At 36.0% G+C, this 17799-nt stretch carries 17 protein-coding genes and 1 pseudogene; 7 read left to right on the top strand and 11 right to left on the bottom strand.

What is annotated here, in order from left to right:
* Positions 1-476 precede the first annotated feature (476 nt).
* Positions 477-803, bottom strand: a complete 327-nt coding sequence (locus AAHB12_RS22875; RefSeq protein ID WP_342047294.1) for an antibiotic biosynthesis monooxygenase family protein — start codon at positions 801-803, stop codon at positions 477-479.
* Between the two features lie 89 nt (positions 804-892).
* On the opposite strand from AAHB12_RS22875, the pseudogene AAHB12_RS22870 reads away from it, so the two are divergent.
* Positions 893-1189: pseudogene (locus AAHB12_RS22870) on the top strand (EamA family transporter); the annotation flags it as partial.
* A gap of 383 nt (positions 1190-1572) precedes the next feature.
* Here AAHB12_RS22870 and AAHB12_RS22865 read toward each other — a convergent pair.
* Together AAHB12_RS22865 and AAHB12_RS22860 are read right to left on the bottom strand one after the other, a co-directional pair.
* The gene (locus AAHB12_RS22865) at positions 1573-2577 is read right to left on the bottom strand and encodes a sporulation protein (RefSeq protein ID WP_342047293.1); all 1005 of its coding nucleotides are present in this window, start codon (positions 2575-2577) and stop codon (positions 1573-1575) included.
* 81 nt (positions 2578-2658) lie between these two features.
* Positions 2659-2802 (bottom strand): hypothetical protein, encoded by a 144-nt coding sequence (locus tag AAHB12_RS22860; protein ID WP_342047291.1) that lies wholly within the window; start codon positions 2800-2802, stop codon positions 2659-2661.
* Between the two features lie 326 nt (positions 2803-3128).
* Between AAHB12_RS22860 and AAHB12_RS22855 the strand changes: the two genes are divergently transcribed.
* From AAHB12_RS22855 to AAHB12_RS22845, 3 genes are all read left to right on the top strand, one after another.
* Complete coding sequence (locus tag AAHB12_RS22855; RefSeq protein WP_342047290.1) at positions 3129-3764, top strand: helix-turn-helix domain-containing protein; 636 nt, start codon at positions 3129-3131, stop codon at positions 3762-3764.
* Positions 3765-3924: 160 nt separating this feature from the next.
* Positions 3925-4185, top strand: a complete 261-nt coding sequence (locus tag AAHB12_RS22850) for a hypothetical protein (protein ID WP_342047289.1) — start codon at positions 3925-3927, stop codon at positions 4183-4185.
* 61 nt (positions 4186-4246) lie between these two features.
* Entirely contained in the window at positions 4247-5290 is a 1044-nt protein-coding gene (locus AAHB12_RS22845) for an LCP family protein (RefSeq protein ID WP_342047288.1), read from the top strand.
* A 1414-nt stretch (positions 5291-6704) separates the two neighbouring features.
* Here the strand turns inward: AAHB12_RS22845 and AAHB12_RS22840 are convergent.
* The 5 genes from AAHB12_RS22840 to AAHB12_RS22820 all read right to left on the bottom strand — a co-directional run bounded on the left by AAHB12_RS22840 (position 6705) and on the right by AAHB12_RS22820 (position 10081).
* On the bottom strand, positions 6705-7625 hold the full coding sequence (locus AAHB12_RS22840) for a bifunctional helix-turn-helix transcriptional regulator/GNAT family N-acetyltransferase (protein ID WP_342047287.1): 921 nt from the start codon (positions 7623-7625) through the stop codon (positions 6705-6707).
* A 298-nt stretch (positions 7626-7923) separates the two neighbouring features.
* Positions 7924-8271, bottom strand: coding sequence for a VOC family protein (locus tag AAHB12_RS22835; protein WP_342047331.1), 348 nt, complete (start codon positions 8269-8271; stop codon positions 7924-7926).
* Between the two features lie 342 nt (positions 8272-8613).
* Entirely contained in the window at positions 8614-9198 is a 585-nt protein-coding gene (locus AAHB12_RS22830; protein ID WP_342047285.1) for an NAD(P)H-dependent oxidoreductase, read from the bottom strand.
* A 61-nt stretch (positions 9199-9259) separates the two neighbouring features.
* On the bottom strand, positions 9260-9682 hold the full coding sequence (locus AAHB12_RS22825) for a MarR family winged helix-turn-helix transcriptional regulator (protein WP_342047283.1): 423 nt from the start codon (positions 9680-9682) through the stop codon (positions 9260-9262).
* A gap of 228 nt (positions 9683-9910) precedes the next feature.
* Positions 9911-10081, bottom strand: a complete 171-nt coding sequence (locus tag AAHB12_RS22820; protein WP_342047281.1) for an aspartyl-phosphate phosphatase Spo0E family protein — start codon at positions 10079-10081, stop codon at positions 9911-9913.
* 299 nt (positions 10082-10380) lie between these two features.
* Between AAHB12_RS22820 and AAHB12_RS22815 the strand changes: the two genes are divergently transcribed.
* Together AAHB12_RS22815 and AAHB12_RS22810 are read left to right on the top strand one after the other, a co-directional pair.
* Positions 10381-11388: a DUF3231 family protein gene (locus AAHB12_RS22815; protein ID WP_342047280.1), complete on the top strand. Its 1008-nt coding sequence runs from the start codon at positions 10381-10383 to the stop codon at positions 11386-11388.
* Positions 11389-12266: 878 nt separating this feature from the next.
* A complete protein-coding gene (locus tag AAHB12_RS22810) occupies positions 12267-13316 on the top strand; it encodes an acyltransferase family protein (RefSeq protein ID WP_342047278.1) in 1050 nt (349 codons plus the stop codon).
* Between the two features lie 463 nt (positions 13317-13779).
* Here the strand turns inward: AAHB12_RS22810 and AAHB12_RS22805 are convergent, their stop codons facing one another.
* The 3 genes from AAHB12_RS22805 to AAHB12_RS22795 form a co-directional block, all read right to left on the bottom strand.
* On the bottom strand, positions 13780-14226 hold the full coding sequence (locus AAHB12_RS22805) for a hypothetical protein (RefSeq protein WP_342047277.1): 447 nt from the start codon (positions 14224-14226) through the stop codon (positions 13780-13782).
* Positions 14227-14310: 84 nt separating this feature from the next.
* Positions 14311-15330 (bottom strand): DUF3231 family protein, encoded by a 1020-nt coding sequence (locus AAHB12_RS22800; protein WP_342047275.1) that lies wholly within the window; start codon positions 15328-15330, stop codon positions 14311-14313.
* A gap of 710 nt (positions 15331-16040) precedes the next feature.
* Positions 16041-16163: a hypothetical protein gene (locus tag AAHB12_RS22795; RefSeq protein WP_342047274.1), complete on the bottom strand. Its 123-nt coding sequence runs from the start codon at positions 16161-16163 to the stop codon at positions 16041-16043.
* A 268-nt stretch (positions 16164-16431) separates the two neighbouring features.
* Between AAHB12_RS22795 and AAHB12_RS22790 the strand changes: the two genes are divergently transcribed.
* Positions 16432-17043, top strand: a complete 612-nt coding sequence (locus tag AAHB12_RS22790) for a sugar O-acetyltransferase (RefSeq protein ID WP_342047272.1) — start codon at positions 16432-16434, stop codon at positions 17041-17043.
* Positions 17044-17799: the final 756 nt, after the last annotated feature.

Here is a 17799-nt window from a genome sequence, read left to right as displayed (position 1 = left end):
AGGTGTTTGCCAGTTATGTAACTATAAAATGGAGAACTTGCCCAATCCATTTCTATCAATTTGAATAATATATTTATATCAAATGATAGGAGGGAAAATAAGTACTATGAAGTTCTTAAAAAAGTTTTTAATAGTCGGGATTGGATCTAATTTAGTTATACCCCTTGCTATGTTGCTCCTTCCAGTTTTTCTTATTACAAATAATATTGAGTTTTTTGAAAAACTGATATCCTACATTTCAAAAGAATAATTCCATTTATTTCAGGCTGTCTATGAGAAGGCGATCCCTTTATGGTTATATAAGTCAAGTGTTGGAAACTGATGTTGTATACTCTATCCCATCACTATCGGGGGTCAATGTATGTAGGACACTGCAAAAAGCCCTTCGGTTAATAACCTGAAAGGCTTTTGTGTTCATATAATTAGCGTTGCAAGAAGTTACTGATATGTACTTGCTCCTCAAATACACTAAGTATTTATAGACCAGAGAAACTATCTCTCTCAACTTTGCATACCCGTAATACAAAGGTTTTGTACCACTCTTCTTTCCCTCTATTCTGTGCAACTTGGTGTGCAGAATGTTCCTTCCATCGTTGGATAGCATGTAATGAATCCCAATAAGAAACAGTAATGCCTAATTCAGAACCCCTTGCACTCTCTATGCCCAGGAATCCTTCCTGTTTGGATGCTAATTCTATCATTTTCTCTGCCATTTTTGTATACCCATTGTCACCTTCAGTCCGTTGAGAGACAAATATAACAGCATAGTAGGGCGGCTGAGGTGTTTTGGCAATTATGCTCATTTCCTGTTCCTCCATTCTGTTTGCTTACAACTATCCTAACATTTTAAATGACACTTGGTGCTTAGAGAAGGACTTTTTTCTTCTTTGTAGAGAAAGGACAGCTTACAGGTGTCAATTGGTCTGTTGCAATAGTACCATTGCTATATATGGGAATCATATGTTCATTTGTTGGTCAAACTGTTCAGGTTTTAGCTCAAAAGCATACCTCCGCAACGTCTGCTGGACTAATTATGATGCTTGAAGGAGTTTTTGGAAGTATTTTTTCAGTGGTGTTTGGTTTTGAAACATTTACAGTTAAGTTAGTTGTTGGAGGAATGCTTATTATGCTTTCCATTATTCTTATGGAAGTAGATTTTAGGCAAATGTTGGTCAAGAACAAGGAATAGCTTAGAAAGCAATAATTTTAGTTGAACAAGCAACAATGTATATTCCATGCATGTCGGATAGAAATAATGTCACATTGCCGGGAGTCAATATGTATCTAAACTCCTATAAAAGCGCCCTCCAGATCTGTACACTTGCGGCCGATTCAAAGGGAATTTCTGTTATCTGTATTGCTTCGGGGATTTTACCTATACGACAAAAGTACAAAAAAAAATCCCCATGATGGAGAATGTACTAAAGAGTACTTTTTATACAAGGATGAGTTTGGAAACATCTTATTTAGCATGACACATACAAAAAACCAAGGGATCCCTTGGTTTTTTTGTATGTGTCATCACAGACTACAGAACACTTGTGGAGAAACACAGGCAAGGAGTCTTGTTCTTTACATCTCTTCGTCATCACCGCCAAAGAAATCGCCAAAACCGCCTTCATCCTCTTCCCCTTCATCTTCTCCATCGAATCCAAATGCTTCTGCTGTATCTTCAATCATTTCATCTACCATTTCATCGACACCTAAAGCATCCAGCATCTCACTCATCAGCACACCGCCCAAAATCCCCAGAGCCAATCCGCCTATCATTCCACCTAGCGAACTGCCACCATGATGATGACCATGACTATGATGAGAGGCATGCCCGTAATGCGAAGCATAGGAGAACGGCTGTGTATAAGAATAAGGATGCTCCACAGATTCTGTGATATATTGATGTAACAGTTCTGCCAATCGCTCTTCATTTTGCAAAATAGAATCCTCTAAGAAGAATTCCCGCTTAGCTTCTATCTCTTGATACCCGCTTCGGCAATCTATTTCCATCCAAATATAAACCCCTGTTTCTTCATAAGAGAACCGAAGTTCTACCTCGCTTACGTGTCCTGCAAAGAGATGTGTTGGAAAAAACGCAAATTCTTGTCCATATTGATCTACTTTTCCAGAGTTCGGTTTTTCCCGAAACCCTAAGCCTTCCAGCGCTCGAAAGATGGATTGTACCCTCTTAGGAGCTTCAACAATCAGACGATCCACATCCGTACGATCCACACCGCCTTCAATGTCTAACTGCGTGTCAAAATAATAAGCAATTGAACCTCTGGAAACAGGCAAGTTTGTTGGAATTTGATACGTAAAAGGAATCACTTTTTGTTCTTTTGCAAGAATGGAATACGCTCCGCTTAATGGAACCACAGCCACTTCGCGCGTAGCAGTTCCTTGCTTCGTCGCTACACTCATCATGAAACGGGCAGAAGCGTGATTGATTTTCTGCTCTACTTCCCCCCCGTGAATATGAACTTCGCCATGTATTGTTTCTCCGGCAAAGTAGGGACGATTTTCAAAACGCAAATCAACCGTAGCGGCACCTTTCCCAAAACGAGCTAAAAATTTCTTAAACATATTTGTCTCTCCCTCATATTTTATTTTTCTGTGTTGTTGTACATATATGTATGAATGAAATATATAGAGACAAACAGCAACTTAAGGGGTTGCTGTTTGTTGTTCCAACTGTATTTTGCAAATCTCAATTCGTTTGATTTGATGTACATCTTTTGACGATACCTTAAACTCACAGCCATCTGCTTCTATGATCTGTCCCTCTTGGATATCATGATCTTGCACCATGATTCATCCACCCATTGTATCTACATCCTCAACATCTATAACAAATTTTTCATACAAGACATAGTAACGGCAAGACCCTGATTGTTTTTTCTACAACACTCATCTTTCTATACATTGTTAAGGAAATAACAAGTAATGTTGGTAATATTAACTCATACCGTTGACATGTTGTCAACGATTATGTATAGTTCTACAAAGGAATGCTATACTATTTTTTATTTTCCATATAATATTATGATATGAATTGTAGGAAGAAGAATGTATTCATTCATCTATAGATACCATTCTATGACGATCCTGATTGATTAATAGAAAGGAAATAAAATATGTCTGAAGAAAAAAAAATGAGTAATCTAGGTTTGATATTAAAAGAGTTATTGAAAGAACGGTCATTGTCCTTACGGAAATTTAGTGAGATCGCTGGAGTTGATACAGCTACAATCTCACGAATTATAAACGGAAAACGAAAGGCAACTCCAGAACACTTACAACGATTTGCTGACTGCCTTGGAATTCCTATGTCAGAGTTGTTTGTAGCCGCTGGTTACCCTATTGAACAGAAACAGCCAGATATTCATACATCGATTGATAGTATTCAAGATCTCCTCGATTCTTCTAATTTTCATACTAAAAAATTTAGTATAGAGAGTGTTGAACAAGAGTTAGCTAAGTATGAACAATTTTCGCAAACAGAAGAAGGGAAAGAAATCATACTTAAAGGATTTGAGGAGAAGCTTCAGAAAGTAGGCAGTATAGGTCCATTTATTAATCAGTTGATGGCTATGTATGAGACATTTTTCTTGAAGAAGAGTACAAAGCGTGCGCTCGTCTTAATTGGAAGTGCGCTAATCTATTTCATTTTACCAGTAGATGTTATTCCGGATTATATTTTTCCGATTGGATATATAGATGACGCTAGTGCTGTCCAAATTGTTACAAGTTTACTATCAATAGAAGGATAAAACTCATATAAACACGGGAATGGATGTATCACTTTTCGCACAGTGCTGGCAAGACGTTCTGGGCCATCAGGTTGTGTAGCTGATGATGAAAACAGAAGAAATTCTGACTTATTACTGTCAGCGCTGATGCATCGAGACATACTTTAAACACATGAAGGGAATGGTTGGTTTTCACGGCTACCAAGTCCAAAGTGAACGAGCCATTCGTCATTTTGGGATCATCGCCCAGTTTACGTATGTGTTTGCGATGCAGCTGCGAAAGACAGCATTTTCTCTTGCGATTCTAGAAACCAGAGCACGGAAAATGGATAATATCATTGGGTTTGTATATCAAGTATCAACAAACGTTATGTCCCTTGAACAAATTAAAAAAAGAGGTACAGGTAGCATAGGATATCTGTCATTTCCATTTGGATGGTAATGTTTTCGATTTAAAATGCTCATTTGGAGTTACGTATAAAATAGTAGCAGGAGGATTACTAATGTCTCACAGTTTCCGTCATAGCTCTCAATATAAAAAACGAAGGAGAAGAGTCACTGTATTCCTAATGCTCCCCCTTCTCTGCATTCTCATTGGGGGAATAGGTTATGCAGCGTATTTATATACAAAAGCGGAACATGTCGCTCAGGCAGCCTATAAAGGCTTAGATCGCGGCAATAAATCTAGTAAACGCTTAGAAGCAGTAAAGCCCTTAGAAGACAATATTTCCATCTTAATTATGGGTGTGGATGAAAGCGAAGCACGGAAGGAGGATACAAAAAATTTTGGAGGTTCTTTCCGAACAGATGCGTTACTTTTAGCTACGTTAAATAAAGATGATAAATCCATTAAGCTGGTAAGTATTCCTCGTGATACATATGTATACATTCCAAGTAAAGAACGAAAAGATAAAATTACTCATGCCTACGCATATGATGGTGCAAACGGTACGATTCAAACCGTAGAAAACTTTTTAGATGTACCGGTTGATTATTACGTAAAAGTAAACTTCGATTCCTTTGTAAAAATTGTTGATACTTTAGGCGGAATTGAAATGGATGTTCCGATTTCCGTTACCGATTTTAACAGTAAAAAAAGTGGTTTTGTGACAGTGGAAAAAGGGCAGCAAAAGTTGAATGGAGAACAGGCACTTGTTCTAGCAAGAGCGCGTCATATTGATAATGATTTTATGCGCGGACAGCGTCAGCAACTGATCATTGAAGCAATTGCAAAAAAAGCTCTTTCCCTTAATTCTGTCACAAAAATGGCAGATTTAATTGAAGCAGCAGGAAGCAAGATGGAGACCAACTTGACTTTTGATGATATGATCGGTGTTGTAAAAACCATGCTGGGAACACAGCTAAACATGGAAAAACTGCAGGTTAAAGATATTGATGAGTACATTAACGGCATTTATTACGCGAAGCCTGATGAACAGAGCGTAAAGGAAATCAAAGAAACATTAAAACAACATCTTGGATTAACATCCGAAACAGATGAAGTGACAGATACAACGCAACATACAGATAAAGAAGAAAAGCAGTAATGGTTTTGAAAACAAAAGAGGCAAATGAGAGTGATTTCATTTGTCTCTTTTCCTCTATCTAAGGGAATCTCACTACGCCAAGAACAAGAAAACAGCCTGTTTGGAGCTACCAGTTAACATAACAATCGAAAGCGGAAGTAAACCATACTTGGTTTATTTACCTTTAGCTCCTGTTACTCTATTGAACTACCCCCACCTACTCGCTAACGCTCCTTGAGGTGGGAGATTCCGTATCCTCTTCCTAGGAAGCGAAATACAGAGCCGTTCAACAGGCTTCTCATAGAGCAAATAGGGAGAGCTCACACTTCCTTGTAAGGAGCAAACATCACCGAGGTGACTTTGTCCCTTACAAGGAGTGATAGCTGCTTCTCTTTTTTCACCCTATACGTGTTGCGATGTTCTTGCACCAATGCGCCCACCATTCTGGAGCTAGATCCTCTGGCCTTTGCAGCAAAATGGTGGTGATACAAGAACAGGCTGCGCTATTCCAAACGAGGTCAGGTTTCTATTTCTTCTCACCAAACTTTTGGACAAATGCGGGTGAAGCGCTTTGCATCTCCTTGTCAAAGCACCCTATTGCTTCCAGTAGTCCCCCTTCTCTTTTTGGTTTATTTTGGTAATTTTATACCACCAAAAGAACATACGTTTGTCTAGTTGCATTTCCCTATTTATCAAACATGCTAGGCAGTTGCCTAGCGGACATTCATCCCCCACTTACCACGAGGGCACTGAAAAAGTCCACTTAAAGAGAAAAACAAGCTGACCATCTACTATATGTAGAGGATTAGCTTGTTTTTATTTTCTGTATATTGATAAAAGTTTCTTTATTTACCGAAATCACACACTTTTTCAGTGGCCTCCTTACCACTGGGCTACGCCCATCACTTGCTTGAAGCGGGGGTCTTCTGTCGGAAAATGATAAACAGTGTACAAGCAACTCTCAAAAAATATTGCTATATAATTTGAATTTAATTTTTACATCCTGATACACAGTCTATTAATGACTTCTTCCGGTGTTTCGTTAATAGAAGAAATGAATAAATCGTGATGAAGCCATATATCTGTTTGCAAGGAATGAAATTTGCTTCCCATCTTGTCAGTTTGACTGTACATTTTTTCATCCCTCATTTCCTGTACCATATTTTTTGATAAATAGACTTTCTAGTATGCAGGATTTTATGCAATGCCCTAGCGGCGCGGCTTTTGACCTCCCGGTCTTTTGACAAGCCTTTTTGCATATTTTTTTGCATATTTTATTTATGTTGTTCAATAATAGCATTCGATCAAAGATCTTAACTACTTTTTCTTGTTGAACTAACGCACTCCTTTAATTGAATAAGAATAAATTGATAAAATCAACGTCATTATACATTTTGAAGCTTTTCGCTATGGGACAAAAGGGAGAGCTTATTGATTATATCAATTCCAAATCCCAGCGTTCTTCCACAAGCCTTTGCCCCCACACTACTTTTTCATCCTTTGTTTCAGTAATTTTGAACCCGAATTTTTCATATAATCGTCTTGCTATCGGTAAGCTACTCACTGTCCATAAAAACACTCGTTCATATTGTTGTTCTTTACAGTAATCAAGTACCGTTTGAACCAATTGTGTACCTACTCCTTTTCCGCGAATGGATGATTCAACGATGAACCATCTTAACATAGCCGTTTTTTCATTTTCTTTGACTAATCCCACACAGCCTGCAAATTCCTTGTTATCTTCAGCAATCCAAACTTTTTCAATTTCCGCATCAAAGGTCTCGTGAAGATAGTCTAAAAATGTTTCATCAAACCCAAAGTTATCTGTATAAAAAGCTCTTTGCTTTTCGATAATGAGATATTTTTTATCTTCAGCAGTATAATCGTCTCTTATGGAAATAACTGATTCATTTTGATCAATGTGTTCCGACAAAATCCCTTTAATTGTACTCATTGAGTCGATAAGCTTTTGTTGTTTGTCAATATCTAAATTTCTTAGTAGAAATTTAACTTGCTGATCTGCTTTATTTTCCAAATCACGGTAAATTTTTTCCCCTTTCTCAGTTAAATGAATAAAATAAGTACGACCATCTTCCTCCCATTTCTGTTTATAGATCATATTTTGTTCTTCGAAACGTTTTAATATTCTACTTACATACCCACGATCTAAACCTAGTTCTTCTTGTAATAACTTTGCCGTACAATTACTTGTACTATTGATTTCAAATAAAATCCGTGTTTCTGTTAAAGAAAAAGGACTATCGTATACTTGCTGGTTAAGTAAACCAAGAACATTGGTATAAAAACGATTAAACTTTCTAACTTCAGATACTGTTGAATCAGTGGATTGCGTCATACCTAAACAACTCCTTTAAATTGAAATGATTGACTTTGTCAACTATATCAAAAAAGGATAAAACAACATAGTTGCTCGTGTCAACTATGTTGTTTTATCCTTTTTATGATGGACTTGATTACCAATATGAAATATAATCAAAATTTTTAATCAGGAGATTAGCAAAGTTTCACTTTCGATAAATGTCTTGTTCCACTATCCTGCCCTATCGTGGAACAAGAAAAAGGAGCCGCAACTACAACTCCTTGTTTCGCTCAAGCACCCGTTTATTCAACCAAATATGAATAATTACAACCCGTTATTTTTCCCATAGCTCAACCAGTCTACCTTCAGGATCTTTAATCCAAATAAACTTACCAAATTCACTAATCTCTTTTTCCTTTACAAGAGGTACACCAATTTGTTCAAGATGCTTAATAGTCTCGTTTAGATTATAAACTTGGAAATTTAACATCACTTGCTGTTCTGTTGGGAAGTAAAGGTCATCTTCAGTAAAGAAAGAAAAGATAGTTTCATTTCCTGAATGGGGTTTAATAATAGTCCCATTCCAATTTTCAATTTCAATCTTCAACGCTTCACTGTACCATTTTTTTATAGCATCTAGATTTTTAGTCCTCCAAAATATTCCCCCGAAACCTTTTATCATCATAATAAACTCGCTCCCTTCTCTAATTTCTTTAATTTTTCGATTAAATTAGAAATTCAAGAAATAAAAACAAGTTCCTTCTTCAACCAACTGCCTCGTTAGTTGAACAAAGACTCATGTATAGTGTATACATAGTAGGTTTACATAATCTCTAATTATCGGGAGTCAATGTATCTAGAATGCTAAAAACCTCCTTCAGATCACTGAAGGGGGTTCATGTTTACATAATTCCTTATATAGGAAGTAAATTGAATTGCTCTTTAAACATTAGTCCTTTTAGTAGGAACTGAACTTTACCAAACAAAAAGGGCTACCTAGGCAGTCCTTTTTAATTGTATTTATTTACGAGAAGAGAGAATCAACAGTATGTTCAACTTCCTTTAACATCCCTTTATATGCTTCTTCATTGAGAGAACCCACACCTCCAAAAAGTAAATGTCCAACAGGTTCAATGCCAACAAACCCGAAGATACCAATATCAGACGTGATTTTTAGACCTTCAGTCATACCAATCTCATCATAATACTCCTTTGGAGTACCGTGTGTATTAATGATGAAACCTTTCTTGCCTGTCAGCATTTTAACAATACCTTCTTCACCATAAGCATAAGCAAAACCGTAGGAGAATACACGGTCAACATATCCTTTAAGGATAGCAGGAAGTCCTGTCCACCAAATAGGATAAATAAATGTAATAACATCTGCCTGAGTGATAAACTCCTGTTCTGTTTTAATATCTTTCGGAGTTTCTCCAGCCTTCATAGCATTTGTATCTGCTGGTTTTAAAACAGGTTGGAAATCAAGTGCATACAAATCACGGACGACAACCTCATGACCATTTTTCTCTAATGTACTGACTGTCGTTTCTAATATGGAATGGTTCAAACTTTCAGGGTTTGCATGTGCGTAAATAATTAAATGTTTCATGTTCGTCTCTCCTTACTTATATAGTTTGATATCTAACCTTTTATTCAAAGAGAAGACAGATTTAAAATCTGTCTAAAATCTTTTCTAATATATTGTGTAGTTGTTCTTGTTCCTCATTCGATAAACCATTATAAACTACCGCATTTAGTTTATCCGATATTTCAAAGAACATACTTCTTAATTTTTCGCCTTCCTTGGTTAATGTAATATACGTAACCCTACTGTCATTGTTATCTTTTTGCTTTTGCACAAAACCTAAATCAACCAGTTTGTTCACTAGAATTGTAACAGTCGGCTTCGTTCGTTTAATACTTTCTGCTAATTGCTTCATCGTCACTCGTTCATGGTGATAAAGAACCATTAAAACATCACCATGAGACGGTGCCATGCCCTTTATTCCATGTTTCTCTAGTTCAGAAACAATTAATTTACTTGCATTTTCCCTAATCCGACTGATTAATGCAATTGCGTTTTTTCTAATCATACGCCTATTATAGTTAGACATCTAACTATTTTCAATGTTATGATTTTAAAGAATTTCCTATGATATCTACTGTATATTATATACATTTCCAGTTTGCATAAGTCGGAATTATCGGAATTCAATGCATCTAGGATGCCTACAAAGATCCCATAATAAATTACAAGCAGAAAAAGTAGGGAGAAAAACAAAAAGCCGGCCTGCGCCAGCTTCACATTCAACAACATAGTTCTATTTTTTTTCATAAGAAAGTTTTTGATGGATTAGGATAAGTTGGTCTAGTTGTTGACTACAATTAACTGTTTCAAGACTATTTAAGCTTGTTTCTTTAACTGTTTGATGTAATATTACTCTAAACTGGTTAATCTTTTTTTCTAAGTCCTTAATATCTGTAAACAACATAATAAATAATTCCCCTGATCATCCATTGTACATTGTAATAGAATTCTTTATGTACAAGTAATATTATGTGAAAAAACCTATAGGATTGGAATACATATGACAAAGATTCTTATAAAATGACAGACAGTTTCTTATGATTTGACATAATTCCCGTTCTCGGAAGTTGAAAACAAAACAGTCTGTCTATTTTGAAAAACCCTCATTACTTGGAGATTAATTCAATTATTAGGACATTATAAAACTGTATAGAAACAAATATATATAAATTGTATCTTAATCAAACTTCGAAAGGAAAAAACATGGAAACAAAATATAACATTCGATTAACTTCGTCTGAAATAGCCCCTCTTTGGAGTGGATATTTAGCTGACAGTATGGCAAACTGTGTACTTAAATACTTCCTCAATACAGTTGAAGACACTGAAATAAAACCTATTATTGAATATGCCCTCGATTTAACGGGAGAACATATGGAATTTAAAAACAGACTATTTCAAAACGAGAAATTTCCTATCCCTCATGCTTTTACAGATGAAGATGTAAATATTCATGTGCCAAGACTATTTTCGGATGGGTTTATGCTGCTGTACATAAGACAAATGGGTATCTCTGGAGTAGGGACGTATGCTTTAGCCTTGGGAAGTTCTGCTCGTGCAGATATACGTGAGTTTTTTAATCACAATCTAAAAACCGCAGCTGAGCTACTAAATAAAGCCACAACGTTATTGGAGTCTAAGGGACTTTTCACAAGATCCCCACATATCGAATATCCAGAAGCAGTTGAGTATGTCCAAAAGGAAGGCTGGTTAAATGGAATATTGGGAGACCGAAGACCGCTTAATGCTGCTGAAATCACTCATTTGTACTTAAATATAGCAACAAATACGATAGGTCAAGCACTGATGATTGGATTCTCTCAAGTAGCAAAGTCAGAGAAAGTGATTGACCTCATTGTTAGAGGACGAGACATAGCAACGAAGCATATAGAGGTATTCAGTTCTTTATTACGTGATGATAATTTACCTGCTCCTGTGACCTGGGGAGCAGAAGTGTCAAAGGCGACAGAATCCCCTTTTTCTGATAAATTGATGCTTTTTCACACCATGAGTCTTTCTGCAATGGGATTGGGCAATTATGGGCTGTCACTTGCTGCAAATGCCAGAAGAGACTTGGCAGCAAATTACCTCCGGCTTGCTGCGGAGGTTGGGACCTATGTCGATGATTGTGCCGAGTTAATGATTAAAAATAGGTGGATGGAAAAGATGCCAGGTGCAGTTGAACGAGATGCTCTGATCAAAGATGAGTAAGTGGTGAAAGTTCTGCATCAAGAGAAAACAGAAAGATTATTATGGAGCATTGCACTTCTGGGATTTGGATCAATTATGATATAAAAGAGAGATGGATTTTCATCTCTCTTCTTCAACGAAATGTTCCTTTTAGCTAAGTAAAGCATAATGAATATGCTATACACGTCACATTTACATAATAGTTTATTATTCGGAAGTCAATGTATTTAGAATGCTAAAAACCTCCTTCAGATCACTGAAAGGGGTTCATGTTTACATAATTCCGGTTCTAGGAAATGAAAGGTAAACTCCTCCCACCTAACAAAATATCAGGTCACCTTATATTCGAATTATTTTTTTAACTGCTTACCGGCTTTCTTTACAATTATTCTTCTCGTGTTGTGGTTCATAAATAGAAGGGCAAAGACATGACTTCATTTATTTCCGTCTAACTTTTTATTGATTTTGGGTAATTTTAGGTGTCACCTTTTCGTGACACCCTCAAAACCTCAACAAACCCAGTCATATCAAGGTTTTAACACACTTTCAACCGAATCTCTCTTATTATCACTATCTGTAAAGGAACGGGTAGTATTTTTTTCGGCTCGTTCTTGCTTTCTCACCAAGCCGACAGACCAAAAGCAAGGGAAGTGCCAAAACCTTAAATATACGATTGTCACGTTCTGCGAGGTTTCAGAATTCCTAAGAAATGACAATAAAAAAACAGCCCTTTTGGTTGTCTATTGACAAAAGCTTCAATACAGGAAAAAATATCCAGTAGTTTAATAAAGGTCATGCAGTTACAATATCATGGGTACGATAAAAACCCTCTTAAGAGGGTTTTTATTTTGTCTTATTTGTTGAAGTTAAAAATTAAGATAGGGAGGGACATAACTCCTATGCATAATCGGATAACTTGGATTGATACTTGCAAAGGCATTGGTATATTTTTAGTTATACTTGGACACACAATGTTGATCGGTAAACCTCGACTTCAGATTTATTCTTTTCATATGCCGTTGTTTTTCTTTTTATCAGGTTTTTTATTTTCTTCTAAAGGTAGTTTTAAGGAATTTCTTTTAGTTAAACTTAGGTCAATATTAGTTCCTTATTTTGCTTTCGCTATTTTAACGCTATTTTTATTTTCTCATTACTCAGGTCAACCTATTGAGTTTAGAGCTTTTTTAGAGTCAACTTTAGAATCAAAAAGAAATTTCATTTATTATAATGTCCCTTTGTGGTTTTTAACTTCTCTATTCTTAATGGAAGTCTTATTTTATTTTATTGTGAAGTTTATAAAGAATAAGATTGCTATATTACTATTGGTCTTTATTATCGGTTTCTTAGCGTTCGCAAAATTAGGAGCTACAATGGGAACCCGTATATTACCATGGAGTTTAGACCAGTCTCTTTATTATCTTACCTATTTTGGTATAGGGTATTTTGTACGGCGTATGCATTGGCTTGAAAGAGACATAAAGAAATCAGTAGTTTTAATAGGTCTTTCAAGTCTCTATATTTGGTTTGTTATTGATTCAACTGTTTATCAAAAAGGATGGCAGTTATTAGACTTCCCTCCGGAGTTTTATGGTTATTTCAGTGGTGTTATTTGGGCTTGTCTAGCGATATCTTTTGTTATCTACATTTCCCAATTTTTAGTGTACAGTCCCTTGATTAATTATGTAGGGAAAAACTCAATCATTTTTATGGCCTTGCATGTGACTTTAGCTTTCAATGTGTTTAACACATATTTTCGAGAACCGTTGTCTTTAGAAGACCATCCGAATATATTAGCCATATTTATAACAGGTTTCGCTATCTTAATGCTGATTCCAGTTAGTTTTATCATAAACCACTTATTTCCCTTTTTGTTAGGGAGAAAATATAACTTAAGAAAGATGCTGCCAAGACTATTAAAACGCAAGGACAATACAAAGTCCTTCTTCTAACCATACTGTGACAACAAAGTATTTTAAAGTAAAAATCTAAAAATGGGATTAGTACTCAATCTTTTTATAAAGTTCTCTGCCGTTCTGAAATACAACATTCAGAATGGGAAACTGGACGTGGATATTTGGCTGTATAGGATATTCACGTCAGATTTACATAACCCGTCATTATTGGTAGTTCCGTTCCTAAATTGTAGGATACGTAAAATGTATGGAATCCGTCCATACTGGTTCTAAGGCTGGGAGAAGAAGGTCGATAAACTATGGTGTCTTAGGGCCCATCCGTTAGTCTGATTCCAACGACCACGGTGCACCACAGACTGTCGCTCCCTTACAGGAAGTACTCATGGTAGTTTAAGTGCATTATTTCACAATCTTGATTTTTTGGTTAACTTTTATATAAAAATAAAGGGAACACCCGTTGATGTTTCCCTTTTCAATTTTCCTTTACACCAAAATACGATTATCCTTTTCCTAAGAATTTTTTTAACAGTAAACCTATAATAACCCCAGGAATTACACATAGCATAGGAAACCACACAGTCCCTAACAATATCCCAAATATTTTTACTTTTGCAGAAAACATAAGTCCTGCAGTAACAAAATAGGCTGAAAAAACAAATGGTAAAAAGGAATATGGTTCCTTGCCCCCACCTGCATCTTTAAATGCGTCCCACATCGCAAAGAAATAAACACAAGGATAAAACATGAGCCATTGGTATTCAGTATGTTCAACGGCTTTTTCAATATCCCAATTAAAACTAAACAGGATTAGCTCATTAAAATGAGATTGAACATTAATCGTAAATTCTAATACGATAAAAAGAATCCCTTTGAGATACCTTCCATTAAGTAATTGACCAAACCCTGGAAGTGCTATACTCCATAACAATTTTTCTTTTGGATTCACCTTTTTCTAACCCTTTATTGTATTTTTTTCGAATGCAAAATATGTTCTTGTAGGATACGGGATGATTATTTATCAGATGCCATGTTATTCTCTATCAACTGCATAGGGGGGTTTTTCCATCCAGCCGTTCTCTATGTAAATTTCCACTGCATCTTCTACAAAACCTTGGATGTTTATTAAGGCCCTAGAATAGAGCAACCCAAAATCATGTCTTGCACTTACTGCTACTGAATTTCCAAACGCTCTCACTTTCATGGAGAACATGTCCATCTTATGGTATAACATTATTTTGTCTGAAAAGGGTGAAAACGTTGATGTTGTAACCAAATGGTCTAAAAAAGATGGAGAAGGCAAATTTTCATCATGTAGCTTTTTCATATAGCGTTCCACATTTAAATGTGTAAGGGTTTTCCCTCTTTCAAATAGGTCCCGAATTTTTTCATTTTTGGCAACCTGGGCAAATGCCATAATGAGTGCTTTACTCGCGACATCGTTTTCAGTATTATCGTATAAATGGGTAATTTCCAATGCTTGCATAGGACGCACATGTCCTAAAAAACCATTTAAAAAGTCCTTATGAACAAATTCAACTTTTTCTGGTACTGGAATAATAGGTGGTTTCATGATGAATCCTTTATTCATTAAAATTTCTTTGATTTGGTCCATCAAAGCCTTGGTAGAATCTATACAATAATTAAAAAACTCTTTTACATCATTTCTATAAACAAGGGGATAGGCGACCATATAAATACTCGCTCCTGCTTTTGCTGTGTATTTTAAATAATGGACGTAGAATTCATCTTGGAATAACCGAGGTGCACTAAGGTTAACGTCTTCTTTGCCGAACCCTTGAGGGATAGGAAATTTTTCCTTTTCAAATATTTCTGTAATGATTTCCATGAAATCTACGCTTAAATTATACGCATTTTCCACTAATGTTTTAATATCCTCATCCTCAACGTGTTGAAGAAAATAGCTTAATATGCATTTTGCCATACTGTTTCCCATATATGTCGCCCAAAGTTTACCCATTTCTGATGATGTTAATGGTTCTGTAGTGTTTGTTTTACTTGAAGTTAATTGTATCGGTTTTAGCGTATACATAGCAAAATCTCCCTTTTAATATTTTGCTTAGTATTCTCCTCTATTCAAAGTATATTCTGCTATACTTTTATCCAGAAATCCCTTCCCCCTTATTTCACTAAACTGTCCCGTTAGCCATCTATGAATCGCAAAAATCAGCATTTCACCACAGAGAATGAAAATGTATTGAATCCGTCCATACTGGTTCTAAGCTAAGGCTGGGAGAGGAAGGCCGATGAACTATGTGCCTTAGAGCCCACCTGTTAGTCTGACTCCAACGACCACAGTGCACCACAGACTGTCGCTCCTTTAGGGGAAGCACTCATGGTAGTTGAACAAGGAACGATGTATATTCTATTCATGTCAAGTTTACATAACCCCTCATTATCGGAATTCAATGTATCTAGGAGCCTACAAAAAATCCCCTCCAGCTAAGCGATCTGAAGGGGATTCGTGTTCACATAATCCTATGCTATTGGACACAGGAATAAAATGTAGCTATACCAACTGTGACTTTAAGAGATGAATTGCACACTTTTTAAACGCTAAATTGCGTTCAAAATGGATGTTAAGTGACAATAAAGTTGGTTGAAAAATAATAAAGTCCTTTAAAAATGCCAATCATATTATTCCATTAAAGAGTCCAGATTGTTTAATAAGCGATTACGCAAATATTGTGAATTTGAAGTAATTGGTATTATTCTAAATAGCAGCAATTTAGTTCAACAATGCTATGTATTGAAGCAAACGTTAAAATCTATAACGGTTGCCACATCGTTAGGAAGTGTTTCCTGAAAACGAAAACCGTACGTTCCATGATCCTTCACATTTTTTCTCTCACGAGTAAAAGACAATATTTTACCCTCCAACCACACTAACTTACCATTGAAGTTAGTGTATAATCGTTTTACCATTATTATAACAACAAAAAATACAAAGTTGAATAAGAGGTAATAATCTACTTTTAAAAGCAATTTTTTATCCTCTTTCAGAAGATAGATGGTCTCTGTTTCACTTCTCTGGAGGTAAGTTTATTGCAAATATCTTAAAAGTAAAATATTGAAATAAAGTTAGACAAACAATGAAAATTGAATAAACTATTGAAAATAGGAGTGAGTATATATGTCAATTAGGGAAAAAATGAAAAGTGGAAGATTATATCGCTGCAATGATGAAGCTTTGGGGAAAGAACAGATGCAATGTCTAGAGGTATTATATGACTTTAACCGCACTAGACCTTCTGAAGTAGAAAAGAGAAAGGAATTTTTGCATAAATTGTTTGCGGAAGTAGGTACCAACGTTTATATCGAACCACCACTTCATGCAAACTGGGGACAACACACACATGTAGGAAATGATGTCTACGCCAATTTTAACCTGACATTGGTAGATGACACCGATATTTATATAGGAAATAATGTATTAATTGGTCCCAATGTAACGATTGATACTGGAACTCATCCGATTCATCCAGAATTGCGGAGAAAATCAGCACAGTATAACCTGCCAGTGGTAATTGAAGATAATGTTTGGATTGGTGCAGGTGCAATTATCTTACCAGGGGTTCGTATTGGGGAAAACACAGTAATCGGTGCTGGTAGTGTAGTTACAAAAGATATTCCATCCAATGTAGTAGCAATAGGAAGCCCTTGCAGGGTAATGCGGGAAATCAATGAGCATGATATGAAGTATTATTATAAAGACATGAAAATTGAAGAAGAAGATTTATTTTAAAATATTCCTTAATAATCTGACCCAATAATTGAAGGTGTACATTATTAAAGTAACTTCCTCTTATATACAGGATCAGCCTAAAATGATTGATAGAATGCACTTTTTATCTTTGTTTACATGAAATGGTCAAGGACTTGACTTGGAGCCTCAGTGGGCATGATTGGTCTTGAAAGGCTGAAGCAGATGTTTCAGTAGGCGTACAAGCCTATTTATACCCACCCCTCCAAGTAAAGTTCTCCCTCTTCGCCAATGCCATCTTTCTTGTACCATCTCGAAGGTACATAAGATTGGAGGGTTTTTATACATACCGCATTCATATCAAGTTTACATAACATCTCATTATCGGAAGTAGCCATGCCCAGGGCATCCGCACCAACACTGGGTTTCTCGCAATCTCCGAAATTATCAAGTATGCAGGATTTTATGCAATGCCTGAGTGGCGTGGCTTTTGGCTTCCTCATTTTTTGATAATCCTCTCTACTTTTCGCATAAAATCCTGCATATTTTTTGGACATATTTTATTTATGTTGTTCAATAATAACGCTCGATTGTTGAAGATCTTAACTACTTTCTCTTGTTGAACTAACGCTACCCGTTACTTTAAGTGTACTTTTTCACAATCTCTACGCTAATAAAAAAATGCAATGCCTTTTAAAAGCATCGCACCCAGTTGCTGAATGAGTCGATTCTAATTATTTCACAAACTTTTGTTACTCTAAATTGAGCAAGTCCTTTTTCATAATTGGGGTACCGCCA

The sequence above is a fragment of the Bacillus sp. OTU530 genome (assembly GCF_038440375.1).
The sequence above is the reverse complement of the archived record's forward strand: the minus strand, read 5'-3'. Positions and strand labels throughout refer to the sequence as shown.